This is a genomic window from Aestuariibaculum sp. YM273 (genome assembly GCF_030908365.1).
Lineage (GTDB): Bacteria > Bacteroidota > Bacteroidia > Flavobacteriales > Flavobacteriaceae > Aestuariibaculum > Aestuariibaculum marinum.
Genome location: NZ_CP133090.1, coordinates 1,122,747 through 1,138,611 on the forward strand (window position 1 = coordinate 1,122,747; position 15,865 = coordinate 1,138,611).

At 35.3% G+C, this 15,865-nt stretch carries 14 protein-coding genes; 4 read left to right on the forward strand and 10 right to left on the reverse strand.

The features are described from left to right. Position 1 precedes the first annotated feature (1 nt). The 7 genes from RBH94_RS04735 to uvrC all read right to left on the reverse strand — a co-directional run bounded on the left by RBH94_RS04735 (position 2) and on the right by uvrC (position 9,800). Positions 2 to 1,327, reverse strand: a complete 1,326-nt coding sequence (locus RBH94_RS04735; RefSeq protein ID WP_307882599.1) for a peptidoglycan DD-metalloendopeptidase family protein — start codon at positions 1,325 to 1,327, stop codon at positions 2 to 4. Continuing rightward, positions 1,285 to 2,202, reverse strand: coding sequence for a tryptophan 2,3-dioxygenase family protein (locus RBH94_RS04740; RefSeq protein ID WP_307882600.1), 918 nt, complete (start codon positions 2,200 to 2,202; stop codon positions 1,285 to 1,287). Before RBH94_RS04740 ends, RBH94_RS04735 begins: the two co-directional genes overlap by 43 nt. A 5-nt stretch (positions 2,203 to 2,207) precedes the next feature. Further along, positions 2,208 to 2,993 carry a DUF3108 domain-containing protein gene (locus RBH94_RS04745; protein ID WP_307882601.1) on the reverse strand — a complete coding sequence of 262 codons (786 nt, stop codon included), beginning with the start codon at positions 2,991 to 2,993 and terminating at the stop codon, positions 2,208 to 2,210. Between the two features lie 202 nt (positions 2,994 to 3,195). Further along, a complete protein-coding gene (gene hppD, locus RBH94_RS04750; protein WP_307882602.1) occupies positions 3,196 to 4,356 on the reverse strand; it encodes a 4-hydroxyphenylpyruvate dioxygenase in 1,161 nt (386 codons plus the stop codon). 56 nt (positions 4,357 to 4,412) lie between these two features. Next, a complete protein-coding gene (locus RBH94_RS04755) occupies positions 4,413 to 5,570 on the reverse strand; it encodes a homogentisate 1,2-dioxygenase (protein WP_307882603.1) in 1,158 nt (385 codons plus the stop codon). Between the two features lie 198 nt (positions 5,571 to 5,768). Continuing rightward, a complete protein-coding gene (locus RBH94_RS04760) occupies positions 5,769 to 8,000 on the reverse strand; it encodes a patatin-like phospholipase family protein (RefSeq protein WP_307882604.1) in 2,232 nt (743 codons plus the stop codon). Between the two features lie 6 nt (positions 8,001 to 8,006). After that, on the reverse strand, positions 8,007 to 9,800 hold the full coding sequence (uvrC, locus tag RBH94_RS04765) for an excinuclease ABC subunit UvrC (protein WP_307882605.1): 1,794 nt from the start codon (positions 9,798 to 9,800) through the stop codon (positions 8,007 to 8,009). A gap of 128 nt (positions 9,801 to 9,928) precedes the next feature. On the opposite strand from uvrC, the gene RBH94_RS04770 reads away from it, so the two are divergent. From RBH94_RS04770 to RBH94_RS04785, 4 genes are read left to right on the forward strand one after another with little or no spacing between them, the layout of a single operon-like run. Then, the gene (locus tag RBH94_RS04770) at positions 9,929 to 10,354 is read left to right on the forward strand and encodes a RimK/LysX family protein (RefSeq protein ID WP_307882606.1); all 426 of its coding nucleotides are present in this window, start codon (positions 9,929 to 9,931) and stop codon (positions 10,352 to 10,354) included. Then, on the forward strand, positions 10,351 to 11,229 hold the full coding sequence (gene rimK / locus RBH94_RS04775) for a 30S ribosomal protein S6--L-glutamate ligase (RefSeq protein WP_307882607.1): 879 nt from the start codon (positions 10,351 to 10,353) through the stop codon (positions 11,227 to 11,229). Before RBH94_RS04770 ends, rimK begins: the two co-directional genes overlap by 4 nt. Before the next feature lie 7 nt (positions 11,230 to 11,236). After that, positions 11,237 to 12,211 (forward strand): succinylglutamate desuccinylase/aspartoacylase family protein, encoded by a 975-nt coding sequence (locus RBH94_RS04780; protein ID WP_307882608.1) that lies wholly within the window; start codon positions 11,237 to 11,239, stop codon positions 12,209 to 12,211. 9 nt (positions 12,212 to 12,220) lie between these two features. After that, positions 12,221 to 12,784, forward strand: coding sequence for a 5-formyltetrahydrofolate cyclo-ligase (locus RBH94_RS04785; protein WP_307882609.1), 564 nt, complete (start codon positions 12,221 to 12,223; stop codon positions 12,782 to 12,784). Here RBH94_RS04785 and RBH94_RS04790 read toward each other — a convergent pair. From RBH94_RS04790 to RBH94_RS04800, 3 genes are all read right to left on the reverse strand, one after another. Beyond that, positions 12,781 to 14,667, reverse strand: coding sequence for a hypothetical protein (locus RBH94_RS04790; protein WP_307882610.1), 1,887 nt, complete (start codon positions 14,665 to 14,667; stop codon positions 12,781 to 12,783). The two genes, RBH94_RS04785 and RBH94_RS04790, sit on opposite strands and share 4 nt — an antisense overlap. A 92-nt stretch (positions 14,668 to 14,759) precedes the next feature. Next, the gene (locus RBH94_RS04795) at positions 14,760 to 15,386 is read right to left on the reverse strand and encodes a lipoprotein signal peptidase (protein ID WP_307882611.1); all 627 of its coding nucleotides are present in this window, start codon (positions 15,384 to 15,386) and stop codon (positions 14,760 to 14,762) included. 91 nt (positions 15,387 to 15,477) lie between these two features. Next, positions 15,478 to 15,861, reverse strand: coding sequence for a TraR/DksA C4-type zinc finger protein (locus RBH94_RS04800; RefSeq protein WP_188222823.1), 384 nt, complete (start codon positions 15,859 to 15,861; stop codon positions 15,478 to 15,480). Positions 15,862 to 15,865 lie beyond the last annotated feature (4 nt).

Genomic DNA, 15,865 nt, shown 5'->3' on the forward strand with positions numbered 1-15,865 from the left:
ATTAAGAAGTTGCTTGTCTGATTTCTGGTTGTGTTAGTTCGCTATCCTCAACGTTTTGAGGTTTAAAGTTTGTGTTGTCTAATCTATATTTTATAGGTTTAATAAACTCTAAATATTTTGTTTTCAAGCTATCTGGAATAGGCTCTGCTGCTGGTAACTTTTGCTTGAATGGATCGACCTGTCTGCCATTTACCCAAAAACGATAACACACATGAGGCCCTCCGGTATAGCCTGTCATTCCTACCCAACCAATAACATCACCCTGATTTACATGTTGTCCGGCTTTTACATTCTGCTTTTTCATATGTAAATACTGGGTTTCATAAGTACCGTTATGTCTAATTTTTACATAATTACCATTACCTCTAGTGTAAGACGATTTCGTTACTGTTCCAGCTGCCGTAGCCATAATTGGTGTTCCTATAGGTGCCGCAAAATCGGTTCCTTTATGAGGCTTTACTTTATAACCATAAACTGCAATACGACGTTTTAAGTTATAGCGAGATGAAATGCGACTAAACTTAACTGGTGCTTTTAAAAAGGCACGACGCAATGTTTTAGCATCATCATTAAAATAATCTACAATACCTTTTATACTATCTGTTTCATATCTAAAAGCATAAAACGGTTCTGTATTATGCTCAAAGTAAGCCGCTTTCACATCATGAACACCTACGTAAATACTATCGTCTATATACTTATCGGTGTAAATAACTTTGAAGCGATCCCCTTTCTGAAGACGTCTAAAATCTATCGTCCATGCATAAATATTGTCGGCTAGGATATTGGTTAAAACCGGACTGATCCCTTGTTCATCCAAGGTTTCTGAAATACTACTATTTATCACGCCCGTAGCTAGTTTTTCGACATACTTAATTGGCTTTTTACTCTTATAGGCATGGATTGAATCCTTAAAATTTATAACAACGTACTCTTCTAAACTAGGCTGATAAATAAACGTTTTAGGCAACTCTAATGAGTCTTTAGAACATAAAATAGTATAGGGTCTTCCTTTCTGAAAATATCTGGCAATATCGTATGTTTCCTTTGTTTTCTCTGCTATGTGAAAAATTTGCGGATACCCGATTTTATTACGCTCTAAAATTTCACCAAAACTCTCACCTGATTTTACTGTATCTCTTCTAACCACATATTCATCGAGATTAAAACCGAACTCAATGTTTTCTTTTGGTTCTACTATGGCTAATTCTGGTTTCTCCTCTACTACCTCTTTTTCCTTGTCTTTACAGCTTACCAACCCTAAGGCCAATAGCGGTAAAATTGTTAAATATCTGTTCCCCAATTTTCTTTTTCTTGCTCTGTCCATAACTCTGGAAAAAATATTCTCTTTTGATATTTTGGGTGCATATATTTCACCCATTCACTTCCTCCTGTTGCTTCAGCGGTCTTTCCGCCAATATTTAAATAATGATTTGCTGTATTATAATGCGCCATAACCCATTTTATATTAACGGTATAATCGTAATGACGCATCGCTTTTATTAACGCTTCATTCTCTCGTGCTTCCTTTGGAAGCGCCTTGTATTTAGCGTATAAATTATTTTTATAATAAAATTTGGTAAATCTAATAAATTCGTCTTTGTATTTTTCTTCAAAAACTGTTAAAGTATAACTCTTTTTACCTGTTTTATAGTCTTTTCCAGCGGCCTGCCAATATAAATGCTCGAAAGCATTCTCGTAGGACGAATTTCTATCAATTGTATCTCTAAAACGCTTATCTATAAGATTGATTAATTCGGTGGAGGCAAACTCTATTTTTCGATATTGTGCACTTTGAAATCCACTAGCAGGCGTTAAGGTTTTTCTAAACTGATTGTACTGCTCTAAATCCATACCATCCTTCATAATACTGAAAGACGAAGTCAACATATCAAAATACCGACTAATACGCATAATTTTTGTCGTATAGAAATCGGCATCAACCTTTTTGGTTTTTGCAACCTGATCGATTTCCCAAAGAATCATTTTAAACAATAACTCGTTGACCTGATGATACATGATAAAAACCATTTCATCTTTAAAGGTGGTACGTTGAACCTGAAGATTTAATAAGGCATCGGTTTGAATATAATCCCAATAATTTAAGGGCTTACTTTGCAATAAACCTTCCAGATAATCTTCTACATCCTGGTCTATTGCCTCGTATTTTTCCTTAAGTTGATTGGTTATTTTTTTATCCAAAGTTTCTAGTTTTTTCCAGCTATAATTTTAAATGAATGCTTTAACCCTTTGTACGCTTCTAAGTCAGCTCTCAATGAGCCCACAGCCAAATCTGCCTTAATTCGCAAAGGTACTTTATTTTTATCTTTTGAAACCCAAAGTGTTAAACTTTCTTCTTCCTTAAAAACGCGGCCTGCCATAACATAAGGCCTGAATTTTAAGGCAAGTACATTACCAAAATCGGTTTCAATAACTTCCTCTCCCAGATACTTTAGTTTAAATCCGTAGTTTTCCTCATCGAAAAACATATCCGTTCTAATTTCCTGTCCAATTTTTAGTGATTTGATATCAATGTTATCACGTAAATAGTAATACGTTGATACCATATCCTGAACATTTACCGGCGTATCAAAAACGCGTTTAGTATTGTGTTTTTTATTAAACACATGAGCTTTATTCTGGTCATGATTAAAATTAATTTCAATATCCTTTATATGACCGCCTTCATCTATTTTACGAATAAATTTGTAAGGCTTAATAGCTTCCTTGTCAAAATAACTTTCATAAAGATCTTCAACTCTAAAAAACCATTTAATCATTCCTGTTGTCCAACCTTTACCGACCACATGGTATACGTCTTTACCGTCTACTTTAGCATCCTTAACAGTAAGTGTCGCGTTACCTGCTTTTAAAAATCCGCTATAACTCATTTTAAATTTAAACCATTCGCCTGTTCCAAAAGACGACTCTTGCTGAGCATAAGAGAGTGGCATTATTAGTAAAACGGATAATATAAATAGTGTTTTTTTCATGTGATTCGGGTACTGGTAATTTAACTTTTCAATTAAGTTTTTATTGCTCTTGGATTAAGGAATTACAATTACTATTCCAAAAATATAAAAATTAGTGGTACGCCCTGTAATATTAAGAAGACCTTTAAGTAAAATTGTTACTCCAAAAAACAAAAAAAGCTACCAAATAAATGATAGCTTTTCGTCAAACTTAAAATTATAATTAAAGCGTTCCTCTGTTGGCCTGTTCTCTCTCAATAGATTCGAACAAAGCTTTAAAATTCCCTGCTCCGAAACCTTTAGCTCCCATACGTTGAATGATTTCGAAAAACAATGTTGGCCGGTCTTCAACCGGTTTCGTAAAAATTTGTAACAAATAACCTTCTTCGTCGGCATCAATCATAATTCCTAAACGTTTCAAGGTTTCAATATCTTCTTTTAACTGATGGTCATGTTCGTGCAAACGCTCAGGAACAGCCTTGTAATATTCCTCCGGAGGCGTACTTAAAAACTCTACTCCTCTGGCACGTAAACTTGAAACTGTACTTATAATATCGTCTGTCGCTACGGCGATATGCTGCACGCCAGCCCCTTCATAAAAATCTAAATATTCTTCGATCTGTGATTTCTTTTTCCCTTCGGCTGGTTCGTTTATCGGGAATTTAATACGCCCATTACCGTTACTCATCACTTTACTCATTAATGCTGAATATTCGGTATGGATTTGCTTATCATCAAACGACAAGAAATTCTCAAACCCCATTACATCTTCGTACCATTTCACCCAGGTATTCATTTGTCCCCAGCCCACGTTACCAACCATATGGTCGATATATTTTAACCCCATAGGTTCTGGATTATACTCTGATTTCCACTCTCGAAATCCAGGCATAAACGTACCGTTATAATTTTTACGCTCTACAAACATATGAACAGTTTCCCCGTAAGTGTAAATCCCGGAACGCACCACTTCACCGAACTCGTCAGTTTCAACAGTTGGTTCCATAAAAGATTTTGCGCCACGACTGGTGGTCTCTTCATAAGATTTTCTTGCATCGTCTACCCAAAGTGCAATCACTTTTACGCCATCACCATGCTTAACGATATGCTCATTAATTGGGGATTTACTATTTAGCGGCGTAGTAAGGACTAATCTAATTTTGTCTTGTTTTAACACATAACTCACCGTTTCTTTAGATCCTGTTTCTAAACCTTTATAGGCGTGAGACTGAAAACCGAATGCCGTTTTATAAAAATGCGCTGCTTGTTTGGCATTACCCACATAAAACTCGACATAATCTGTCCCTAAAAGCGGAAGGAAATCTTTCGCTCCTTTAAATATTTTTTCTAAACCGTAATCTACGGATTTAATGTCTTTACTCATTATTTTACTATTTTCTATTTATGAGTTTAATTTAGTTTTGTTGTATTATTTTATTCTTATTCCAACCATGATTTATAATAATCTTCGTCTGCTATTTTCATAGCCTCCTCAGTAACCATAAGCGGCTTAAAAGTATCGACCATAACCGCCAGTTCTTCGGTTTCGGTTTTACCTATACTACGTTCGGTAGCTCCTGGATGCGGCCCATGTGGAATACCTGCAGGATGCAATGAAATATGCCCCGCTTCAATATCGTTACGACTCATAAAATCCCCATCTACATAATACAACACCTCATCACTATCAATATTACTATGGTTGTATGGTGCCGGAATTGCTTGTGGATGATAATCGTATAATCGGGGCACAAAACTGCAAACCACAAATGCATCGGTTTCAAAAGTTTGATGTACTGGTGGCGGTTGGTGCACACGCCCGGTTATGGGTTCGAAATCGTGAATGGAAAAGGCGTAAGGGTAATTATAACCATCGTAACCGACCACATCGAACGGATGGGTGGCATAAACCATTTCTATAATCTCACCTTGCTTTTTTACTTTCATTAAAAAGTCGCCAGTTTCATTATACGTTTCTAACTCTTCAGGACGTCTGATATCACGCTCGCAAAACGGAGCATGTTCTAATAATTGTCCGAACCAGTTTCTGTAGCGCTTCGGTGTATAAATAGGTCGATGCGACTCTACAATAAACAAACGGTTATCTTCGGTATCGAAATCTATTTTATAAATAATTCCTCTGGGAACTAACAGATAATCACCATATTTAAAATCAAGATTTCCTAAATGGGTTCGTAATTTACCCGAACCTTTATGAATAAAAATCAGTTCGTCGGCATCGGTGTTTTTATAAAAGTAGTCTTTTGTTGATTGTTGTGGTGCCGCCAGAATAATGGCACAATCACTATTGACCAATACTGTTTTTCTACTCTCTAGAAAATCGGTTTCAGGTTTTACTTGAAACCCTCTAAACCGATACGATTGAATATTATTAGCTTTCGCAATTTTAGGTGCAACACTATATTGTTTTATTATAGCTTTTACCTGTGTTGGGCGCTGTTCATGATAGCTATTAGTTGACATACCATCGAAACCAATTGTACCAAACAACTGCTCGTAATACAAAGTCCCATCAGGTTTTCGAAACTGTGTGTGACGCTTATGCGGAATGCTTCCTAATTTATGATAAAAAGGCATAGCTTGAATTTTTAATTAATTAAACATAAAAAGACTTCGCCCTAACATTAAGGCTGAATTATTGACTAGAGAAATACGCTCACTCAGGATTTCTCTTGATGAGGAAGTGTAGAAACAAAAGTAAGTCTTGCCAAAATACCTGCATAACATTACAAATATCGCAAAAAAAAGATGTAAAAAATAATTATTTATCAGTTTTTAAAACCAAAAACCAACATTAAAGTACCATTTACTATGTTTTAATTCGGGAGAATAACTGTATTTAACCTGAATAGGACCTAAAAACGTATCGACAGCATAACCCAAAGCATAGCCACTATAATCTGGAAGTGTAAACCATTCACCTGAATCAAAAATATCATCTTCAATATTAGCGAAATTGCCTTCTAAGGTGATATATTGTTTTTTAAACACCTCGTAGTTTGCTGTAAAGGTAGCTTTCACAAAACTATTCCCTGTTAATTCTATGAAATCATACCCTAAAAACGGCGACAGGTTATTTATAAAGTTGTTCCCGTAGCCTCCCAAAGCAAAATCCAGCGCCTTAGTCGATCTATCTCCGACTTTAAACCCTCCGCTAGATTGAATATTAAAAGCCAGTTTATCGGTTACACTAAAAGCATACCCCATATCGGCTTTAGCTATAGTAAAATCTTCAAAGTTTTCATTAAACCTTGAAGCCCATAAATACATGTGTAAATCGCCATCAAAATAAAACCCACGCTTTGGAAAATATTTATTATCGTAAGTATCTAATTTTAAAGTACCAAAAACACTTAAATAATCGGTGCTCTCAAAAACAGTTTCTCCTTGTTGATTATCTATCAAAAAGGTTTCTGATTTCATCTCAAGTCGTTTATGTTCTGCCCCCATACTTAATGCAAAATCTTTTCGAAACAGGGTTTGCACATAGACTTGATTGGTTTGATCTTCCAGACTTGTTTCAATTTTATTAAGGTCTTCCTCTACAATAAAATCATTCTCTAAAAGCAACTGTGCATTAATACTCTTTTTAAATTGGTTAAATCTGGATTTTACACCTATACTCCAATAAAAACCCTTATCAATAAAATATTCAAAATTATAACGCACATTATCCCCAAGAATAAAATCTAAAGAGGCTAAATCACTATCAAAAAACAAGCGCTTTTTAGTCAGGTTAATTAAAGCCGCACTTTTATACAAATCATCATAATGCAATCCGAGCTTTAAAAATGTAGTGGCTTTGGTTTCCTGGAGGTAAGTAATTAAATCATAGCCATCCGTCCCCGCTCTTTTTTGAAGCTTATATTCAAATGAATCAAAATTATTTGTAGCTATTAGGTTGTTTATTCCTTTATTAAACTTCTCATAGCTAACCGTTTCGTGACTCTTCAATTTTAATTTCCCTAAAATGTACGCCCGGGTATATTTTTCATTACCACGCACTACAATACTCTCTATAGCAAGAGAATCCTGAGGTTTGATATTTACCTGTTTATTATGAGAAAGTTTATCCGCCTTAACCAGTTTTTTAAGTTCTGATATTTGAGTCAATGCGGCCACAGTACCATTTTCTATGATACTCGCACCTTCATCAAACGATACTACCGAATACTCTTTAATATCAGGTTTGATGTAAACATCGGTCTTTTTGCCTTTCAATTTCATATCGTTGATGGTTCGGAAATTATTAATTTGAACCAAAACATCAAGCGCAGAACCTAGCTCGTCTCTATTTGCCAACCCATCCTGAACATCGACTCCAATAATGATATCCATGCCTTTTGCCTGAAGTTCATCGATAGGATAATTATTTACAACACCACCATCAATTAACACCTCATCATTAATAATAACGGGTTGAAATAAAGAAGGTAAAGCCGCACTAGCCATAACAGACTGTGCCAAATTACCTTCATCTAAGACCACCTGCTGCCCTGTCTCGACATTAGTTGCGATACAGAAAAAGGGAATGGGTAATTTGTCAAAATCTTCTGTTTCGTTGGCATGTAAAGTTAATTTTGCAATTAAATTGTATGTGTTTTGCCCTCTGGACAATGCGGAAGGCAACTTTACTTTAAAATCCTCAAATGGTAGTGATACAGCATATTTTTCCGAATTATTACGTTCAAAAAATGCCTTTGATGACCTGGGAATATCATCATTAATTAACTTATCGAAGTCTATTTCTCTAAATACAGAATCTAATTGTTTTCCTGTATACCCTGAAGCATAAATCCCTCCAACAACAGCCCCCATACTGGTTCCTGCAATGTAATCTACTTTTACACCTAAACTATCCAAAACCTTTAAAACACCTATATGCGCTAAACCTTTGGCTCCACCTCCACTCAATACCAACCCAACCTTAATATCTTCTTCATGCTGACTTTGCGAAAATCCTGCAAAACAAACAAAAAGAAAAAGTATCAGGAAAACAGATCTCATATAGTGCTAATTGTTATGGTAATAGTTATATATTTTTTCGGCTCTGGATGTTCCTACCACAGCTTCTAACTCATCAAGCTTGGCATTGGCAACTCTCTTTACCGATTTGAAATGCTTTAATAAATCTACGATTGTTTTTTCACCTATCCCAGAAATAGTTTCAAGTTCTGTATTCAAAGCACTTTTACTTCTGCGATTCCTGTGATGCTCGATACCAAAACGGTGTGCTTCGTTTCGCAGTTGCTGAATAATTTTTAAAGACTCACTCTTTTTATCTAAGTATAATGGAATAGGATCTCCCGGATAAAACAGTTCCTCTAAACGCTTGGCAATTCCGATAATAGCAATTTTTCCTCGCAACCCTAAAACCTCAAGACTTTTTAAAGCCGACCCCAATTGCCCTTTTCCCCCATCGATAATAATAAGTTGTGGTAAGGACTGATCTTCGTCTAACAAGCGCTTATAACGACGATACACGACTTCTTCCATGGAAGCAAAATCATCAGGACCTTCAACCGTTTTTATATTAAAATGTCGGTAATCCTTCTTGCTTGGTTTTCCATTTTTAAACACCACACAAGCCGCTACAGGATTCGTCCCCTGAATATTAGAGTTATCGAAACACTCAATATGTCGAGGTTCCTCATGTAAACGTAAATCGACTTTCATCTGCGCCATAATACGATTAGCATGCCGGTCCGGATCGGTTATTTTTATTTGCTTAAAACGTTCCATGCGATAATATTTCGCATTACGAACCGATAAATCTAAAATATGTTTTTTATCTCCCAGCTTAGGCACTGTAACTTTCACATTTTCGCCTAAATCAACTTCAAATGGCACATAAATTTCTCTGGATTTTGAATTGAAGCGCTGCCTGATTTCAGTAATGGCTAACTCTAGCAATTCCAAATCGGTTTCATCCAGTTTCTTTTTAATTTCTAACGTATGCGAACGAATAATTGATCCGTAGGATATTTGAAGAAAGTTCACATAGCCGTAACCTTCATCACTAACAATTGAAAATACATCAACATTACTAATCTTAGGATTGACAATAGTGGACTTTGCCTGATAATTTTCTAAAACCTCAATTTTTTCTTTGATACGCTGCGCTTCTTCAAACTGCATTTCGGCTGCGTAAGCATTCATCTGCGCACGAAACTGATTGAGAGAATCTTTAAAATTTCCTTTTAATATCTCCTTGATATCTTGTATATGCCCTTGATAAATGGCTTCACTTTCATAACCCTCACAAGGACCTTTACAATTTCCTAAATGGTATTCCAAACAGACTTTGTATTTACCAGCGTCAATTTTAGCCTCCGATAAATCGTAATTGCAAGTACGTAAGGAGTATAACCCTTTTATTAAATCGAGCAAGGTTGAAACCGTTTTCATACTGGTATAGGGTCCGAAATACTCACTACCATCTTTAAAAACCCGACGCGTCGAAAACACCCTTGGGAAACGTTCCTTTTTAATGCAAATCCACGGATAGGATTTGTCGTCTTTAAGCATGACATTATACCTGGGCTGATACTTTTTTATCAGGTTATTTTCAAGCAACAAGGCATCAGTCTCAGTTTCAACAACAATATGTTTAATACTTGCTATCTTTTTTACCAATACACGGGTTTTACCGTTATCGTGTGTTTTGGTAAAATAAGAACTTACACGCTTCTTTAAATTCTTGGCTTTACCCACGTAAATAATAGTTCCATTAGCATCGTAATACTGGTACACCCCTGGTTGATTTGGCAGTGTTTTTAATTGTATTTCTAGAGCAGGTTTATCCATCAATTCAAAGGTAATTATTTAATTTTTTATTGATAAAATTCACTATATTAAATCTATTAAACTTTTATGGGCAAATCATTTTTCAATTGACTTATTTGGTACATTGCGCCCATATTTAAAAATACAAGATGAGCAAAAAAATTATAGGCAGAGCGGATGTTATTAGCTTCCCAAAATTAGGCTTGTTCGATATTAACGTTAAAGTTGATACCGGTGCCTACACCTCTGCAATTCATTGTTCTGAGATTGTTGAAGAAAACAAAACTCTAAAAGTGACGTTTCATAGTGACGTTCACGAAAACTTCGGAAAAACCGAAATCGTGTTCGACGACTATTCACGAACAAACGTAAAAAGCAGCAATGGCTTTAAAGAAAACAGATATAAAATTAAATCTGAAGTAATCTTTTTTGGGAAAACATATAAGATTAACTTAACTTTAAGCACACGCGACGATATGAGATTCCCCGTATTAATTGGAAGACAGTTTTTAAAGCGCAAATTTTTAGTTGATGTAGATTTAGAAAATGTTTCCTATAATTATAAAAACAAATGAACATAGTTATTCTTTCTAGAAATCCTAATCTATACTCAACAGAAAGACTTATTAAAGAAGGCGAAAAAAGAGGTCATAAAATTGAAATTATTGATCCTCTTAAATGCGATATTATTATTGAAAAGGAAAAACCCACCATATTTTATAAAGATCGCTATCTGGATTATGTCGATGCAGTGATTCCGCGTATTGGTGCCTCCATTACTTTTTTTGGTTGTGCCGTAGTTCGCCAGTTTGAAATGATGGGGGTATTCACCATCGCTACATCTGATGCCATTCAACGTTCTCGAGATAAACTGCGCAGTTTACAACGCTTAAGTAAAGCTGGAATAGGCATGCCTAAAACGGTTTTCACTAATTATTCTCGTGATGTTGAAGAGGTTATTGAACATGTTGGTGGTGTACCCGTAATTATTAAACTACTTGAAGGCACCCAAGGGTTAGGTGTGGTTTTAGCGGAAACTAAAAATGCAGCCGAATCGGTTTTAGAGGCCTTTAACGGATTGGAAGCCCGCGTCATTGTTCAGGAATTTATTGGTGAAGCTAAAGGGGCTGATATTCGTGCATTAATCGTAGACGGACAAGTGGTTGGTGCCATGAAACGCCAAGGTAAAGAAGGTGAATTCCGTTCTAATTTACACCGTGGCGGATCGGCAAATATCATTAAATTAAATGAAGCTGAATTACGTTTAGCAATGAACGCCTCTAAGGTACTTAAGCTGCCTGTTTGTGGTGTAGACATGTTACAATCATCTCGTGGTCCATTACTTTTAGAAGTTAACTCTACCCCAGGTCTTGAAGGTATTGAAGCAGCTACCGGAAGAAATATTGCTAAAAACATCATTACATATATCGAAAGAAACGCACGCCTGTAATAATTGTATGAACACAACTAAACCGGACATTTTAACCATTCTCGACACCCGAATTTTACCAGGTGAGAGCAAAGAAGTGAATTTTGATGTTGCTAACCTTCATACCTCGTCTCCGGTTAATGTTCCTGTAATTATTGAACGTGCTAAAAAACCTGGGCCTGTTGTATTATTTACAGCAGGCATTCACGGCGATGAAGTTAATGGCGTTGAAATTGTAAGACAATTAATAGCCAAAGGACTTAATAAACCTAAGTGCGGCACCATTATCTGTATACCCGTTATTAATGTTTTTGGTTTTATTAACTTAAAACGAGAATTTCCTGATGGCCGAGATTTAAACCGTGTATTCCCAGGAAGTGTTGATGGTTCTTTGGCCAGTCGGGTTGCTCACAAGTTAATTAACGAAATTGTACCCTACGTCGATTATATTATCGACTTCCATACCGGGGGTTCAGGAAGGTTTAATGCCCCACAAATACGCATTGTAAAAGAACATAAAGAACTTAACGACTTAGCTAAAGTTTTTGCTGCGCCATTTGTATTATACTCTAAAAATCTAAATAAATCCTTTAGAAACACCTGCTACAAACTCGGCAAACCTATGCTACTTTTTGAAGGCGGAAAATCATTTCATATCGATGAATCGGTAACCAATGCCGGAGTTAACGGTGCAAAGCGTCTATTGAGTCATTTTGGGATGTTAAATATTAAGTACAAAGCTAAACCTTCCAAAAAGGAAACTGTATTCATTAATGAAAGCCGATGGATTCGTGCTCATTTTTCTGGCATGTTCAGAGCTTCAATCCCCATAGGTTCTCAGGTAAAAAAAGGGGATGTCTTAGGTCATATTACCGACCCTTACGGCAAATTAAACCACGAAGTAAAAGCTACAAATTCAGGGTTTATAATAAATGTAAACGAAGCGCCCATTGTTTATCAGGGTGATGCGCTTTTTCATATTTCAAAAAAATTAAAACGTTAAAACACTGACATGCTTAAATCGGACCTTCGAAAAACCTACAAATTACTGCGGAATAACCTTTTGGTAAACGATATTGAGGACTTAAGTTTAGAAATTGCCAACCGGTTATTAAAACTCCCTATTTGGGATTATTCGTTTTACCATATTTTTCTAGCCATTAGAGAATCTAAAGAGGTCGACACCGATTTTATTTTAAATATTCTATCCGGAAAAGACAAGCATATTGTGATTTCGAAAAGTAATTTTAAAACGATGGAAATGACAAATTACTTATTAACCGATAGCACCCTGATTAAAAAAAATAACTACAACATCCCAGAACCTGTCGATGGTATTGAAATTGCTGATAATAAAATTGACGTCGTATTCATTCCGCTTTTAGCATTCGACCAACAAGGGAACCGAGTAGGTTATGGCAAGGGGTTTTACGATCGTTTTTTAAAACGTTGTAAACCGAAAACCATCAAAATAGGATTGTCTTTTTTCGAAGCTGAATTACAAATACAGGATGTTCATGATAACGACATAAAACTGGATTATTGCGTTACCCCCAAAACACTTTATACCTTTTAATTATTACAACTTTCGCAATAGGTTTTTCTCAAATATTCATCTTCCAGTAGCTGGAAGGTAACCCCTCCTTTTTCAACAGCATTAAACAATTTACAGAAGCGCTCTTTGTTCATGTTAACCGCATTAAGCAATACGGTTCGGTAATCTGAATCTTTTGTTAGCTTAGGATTAATCAAGGTTAAATTGAGATAGTAAAACAATAAATCTTCATCAATATCAATACTTCTGGCTTTTCTATCTAACAAATCTACTGCCAAATCGGTATTCGCATAAAAACTAAAGAATTGTGCCAAACTCAAATAATCATAGTCCGACAACGGAAAATTTTTATAATTCCTATTAATGTATTCCACGGATTTGTCCTTATTAGCATAATCTCTGGAACGCATATAATTCTCAGCTTTTATAATGTGGTAATTCACCATCATACGTGAAATAAGTCCGCTGCCAATACCATAGTTTTTAAGCGCATTAATTTGAGTTTTAAGTGCCGCTTCGTCAACTTCAATAGCGTTATAGCGCCATAATTTAATCTTGACTGCCGCTATATTATACTTAACCCCGGCATCCTTCGGAGCGAGTTTTTCAAGCTGCTGAAGTTCATTATAAACTATTACTGCTTCCCTAAAATCGTTCATGTATTTATACGCCGAATTCTTATTAAAAACCTTCACAAACTTATCCTGAAGCGGTATTTCCATTTTATTTAGAATCTCATATGAAGTTTCTCGAGATCTTATTTTTTCGAAAATAGAATTTTGAAGCTCCTCTACTTCTGTTAAGTTGTCTTCTGTTACAGCGTTATTAAACCTAACCAGTAATTGTTCGGGAGTTTCATTAATATACTTATCCTTCTTTTCTAACTCAAGTTCGATAACCGCCTTTCTATGATTTTTTAAAATAGGTTCCATTTCTCTTGAAACAGCCCCTTCAATTTTGGAGCGCACCTCGCTTTTTGTTAGGTTAGATAAGTTATCGTATTTCGTTCCTTTGATATCATTAAAAAATTCTACCCAGTTTTCTGAAGCTGACACCTCTGTTTTAATAGTCGACTTCTGAAAAGCCTGTAACGCCGCCACAATACTATTAGCACGTAATTCCTGCAATTCGATATTTCGTTGCGGTATCCCTTCAATAGACGAATAAGCTTTAATATCGATAGTTTTAATATTGAAATCGGTTAATCGTAACGAATCATAAATCGGTTTAATATCGGCTTGAGAATAATTCGATTTATTCTTTTGAAACGGAATAATAAACTTCATGGTTTTATTCCGTATGGTGTAAGCTTCTCCTGTTGAGGATTCTATTTTTTTGGTATCATAAGTTAAATCGTCGAGATACATCCCCATATCCAGCAAATCCCAGGCATAAGATTCTAAATCATAAATTACATAATACTGACACAAGTTCTTATTGCTTAAGAACAGAATATTAAATTCCATTTCATCGTTAAGTAAACCTTCCGGAATACTGCCTACAAATACATTAAAACGATTTTCCCCATTAGGCTTTAAACCACTTTTTAAGGCCTGAGCATACACCGGTTTTAACAAAAAACCTCTAAGTTGGGTATTAGCAATTGATTCTTCACTACACGCATAACGATCTTTTACAACAATGTCGACCGCTATTCCGTCGCCGGAATTAACAAACAAGGTATTAAACCAGTCTTTGTCATTAACTTCAAAAAACAGCTTAGCACCATTTCGTTTAATAGAGAATTTTACTTCTTTAGGCTTTTGTCTAAACGCATCGAAACACGTTTTACATTTTTGGTCTCTATCTGCGTTCGGAAAAACAATATCGTATGTGTGTTGAGAGAAAACATTGAAGCATGACAATAGCAATAATGATAGAAAGAGGAGGGATTTTCCTTTCATTTAGTTGAGAGATTTGAAAAATTGAATTAATTAATCTATAAAGTTAAAAAACTCTTTAACTTTTTAAATAAGTACAAGTACGTATTTTTTGCTTATTTATTACTTTTAGGGAAGGCTTTTTTATTAAAAACAATAAGCATGATGAACCCTGTACTAATTGCAACGTCAGCAATGTTAAAAACAGGTTCAAAAAAATTAAAGCGTTTACCCCCTGAAATGGGAAACCATTCGGGTAAATCGACAGAAAATAAAGGAAAGTAAAGCATATCGACAACCTTACCATGTAAAAGCGTATCGTAACCACCAGCTTCAGGTAAAAACTGTGCCACCTGATTAAAACTATCGTCGAAAATAACGCCGTAAAATACCGAATCTATAATATTCCCTAAAGCACCAGCAAAAATTAATGCAATAGCAAGAATTAATGTTTTAGAGCTTTGCTTTTTAGTCGCATCATACAGCCAGTAACCAATACCAAATATGGCAACTATTCTAAAAACGGTTAAAGCTATTTTAGCCGTACGCTCTGAAATAAAAGAAGTGAAATCGCTAATTTTTGTACCCCAGGCCATCCCGTCGTTTTCAATAAAATAGATTTGAAACCAACTAAAAATTTCAATATTCTCCTGTAACTTAAAATGCGTTTTAATGTAAACCTTACTTACCTGATCGATAAGTAAAATAATAAAGATTAAGACTATTGATTTTTTTAAGGACATAAATAGTTTAGCGATTATATAGAAGCACCCCTCTATAAAAGAAAACGCCCCGATAATTAAACCGGGACGTTAATATTGTATACGTTAAGATTTATTGTTGCATATTTTTAGCCTCGATGCTTAAAGTAGCATGCGGTACTAATTTTAAACGCTCTTTATTAATTAACTTACCAGTAACGCGACATACACCGTATGTTTTGTTTTCAATTCTAATAAGCGCATTTTTTAAGTCTCGAATAAATTTTTCCTGACGGATTGCTAAAGCCGAATTCGACTCTTTACTCATTACTTCACTACCTTCATCGAAAGCTTTAAAAGTAGGCGACGTATCTTCAGTTCCATTGGTATGGTCGTTCATATACGCACTCTTAATAAGCTCTAAATCGTGCTGTGCTTTAACAATTTTCTCTTGAATAAGTTCCTTGAACTCCGCTAAATCCTTGTCAGAATATCTAACATTTAAATCTAAACTCATAACT

What these genes read in the sequence shown, in the direction of transcription:
- RBH94_RS04735 (WP_307882599.1), bottom strand. Translation starts at nt 1,327, where the DNA reads ATGGACAGAGCAAGAAAAAGAAAATTGGGGAACAGATATTTAACAATT.
- RBH94_RS04745 (WP_307882601.1), bottom strand. Translation starts at nt 2,993, where the DNA reads ATGAAAAAAACACTATTTATATTATCCGTTTTACTAATAATGCCACTC.
- hppD (WP_307882602.1), bottom strand. Translation starts at nt 4,356, where the DNA reads ATGAGTAAAGACATTAAATCCGTAGATTACGGTTTAGAAAAAATATTT.
- RBH94_RS04755 (WP_307882603.1), bottom strand. Translation starts at nt 5,570, where the DNA reads ATGCCTTTTTATCATAAATTAGGAAGCATTCCGCATAAGCGTCACACA.
- RBH94_RS04760 (WP_307882604.1), bottom strand. Translation starts at nt 8,000, where the DNA reads ATGAGATCTGTTTTCCTGATACTTTTTCTTTTTGTTTGTTTTGCAGGA.
- uvrC (WP_307882605.1), bottom strand. Translation starts at nt 9,800, where the DNA reads ATGGATAAACCTGCTCTAGAAATACAATTAAAAACACTGCCAAATCAA.
- RBH94_RS04770 (WP_307882606.1), top strand. Translation starts at nt 9,929, where the DNA reads ATGAGCAAAAAAATTATAGGCAGAGCGGATGTTATTAGCTTCCCAAAA.
- rimK (WP_307882607.1), top strand. Translation starts at nt 10,351, where the DNA reads ATGAACATAGTTATTCTTTCTAGAAATCCTAATCTATACTCAACAGAA.
- RBH94_RS04780 (WP_307882608.1), top strand. Translation starts at nt 11,237, where the DNA reads ATGAACACAACTAAACCGGACATTTTAACCATTCTCGACACCCGAATT.
- RBH94_RS04785 (WP_307882609.1), top strand. Translation starts at nt 12,221, where the DNA reads ATGCTTAAATCGGACCTTCGAAAAACCTACAAATTACTGCGGAATAAC.
- RBH94_RS04790 (WP_307882610.1), bottom strand. Translation starts at nt 14,667, where the DNA reads ATGAAAGGAAAATCCCTCCTCTTTCTATCATTATTGCTATTGTCATGC.
- RBH94_RS04795 (WP_307882611.1), bottom strand. Translation starts at nt 15,386, where the DNA reads ATGTCCTTAAAAAAATCAATAGTCTTAATCTTTATTATTTTACTTATC.
- RBH94_RS04800 (WP_188222823.1), bottom strand. Translation starts at nt 15,861, where the DNA reads ATGAGTTTAGATTTAAATGTTAGATATTCTGACAAGGATTTAGCGGAG.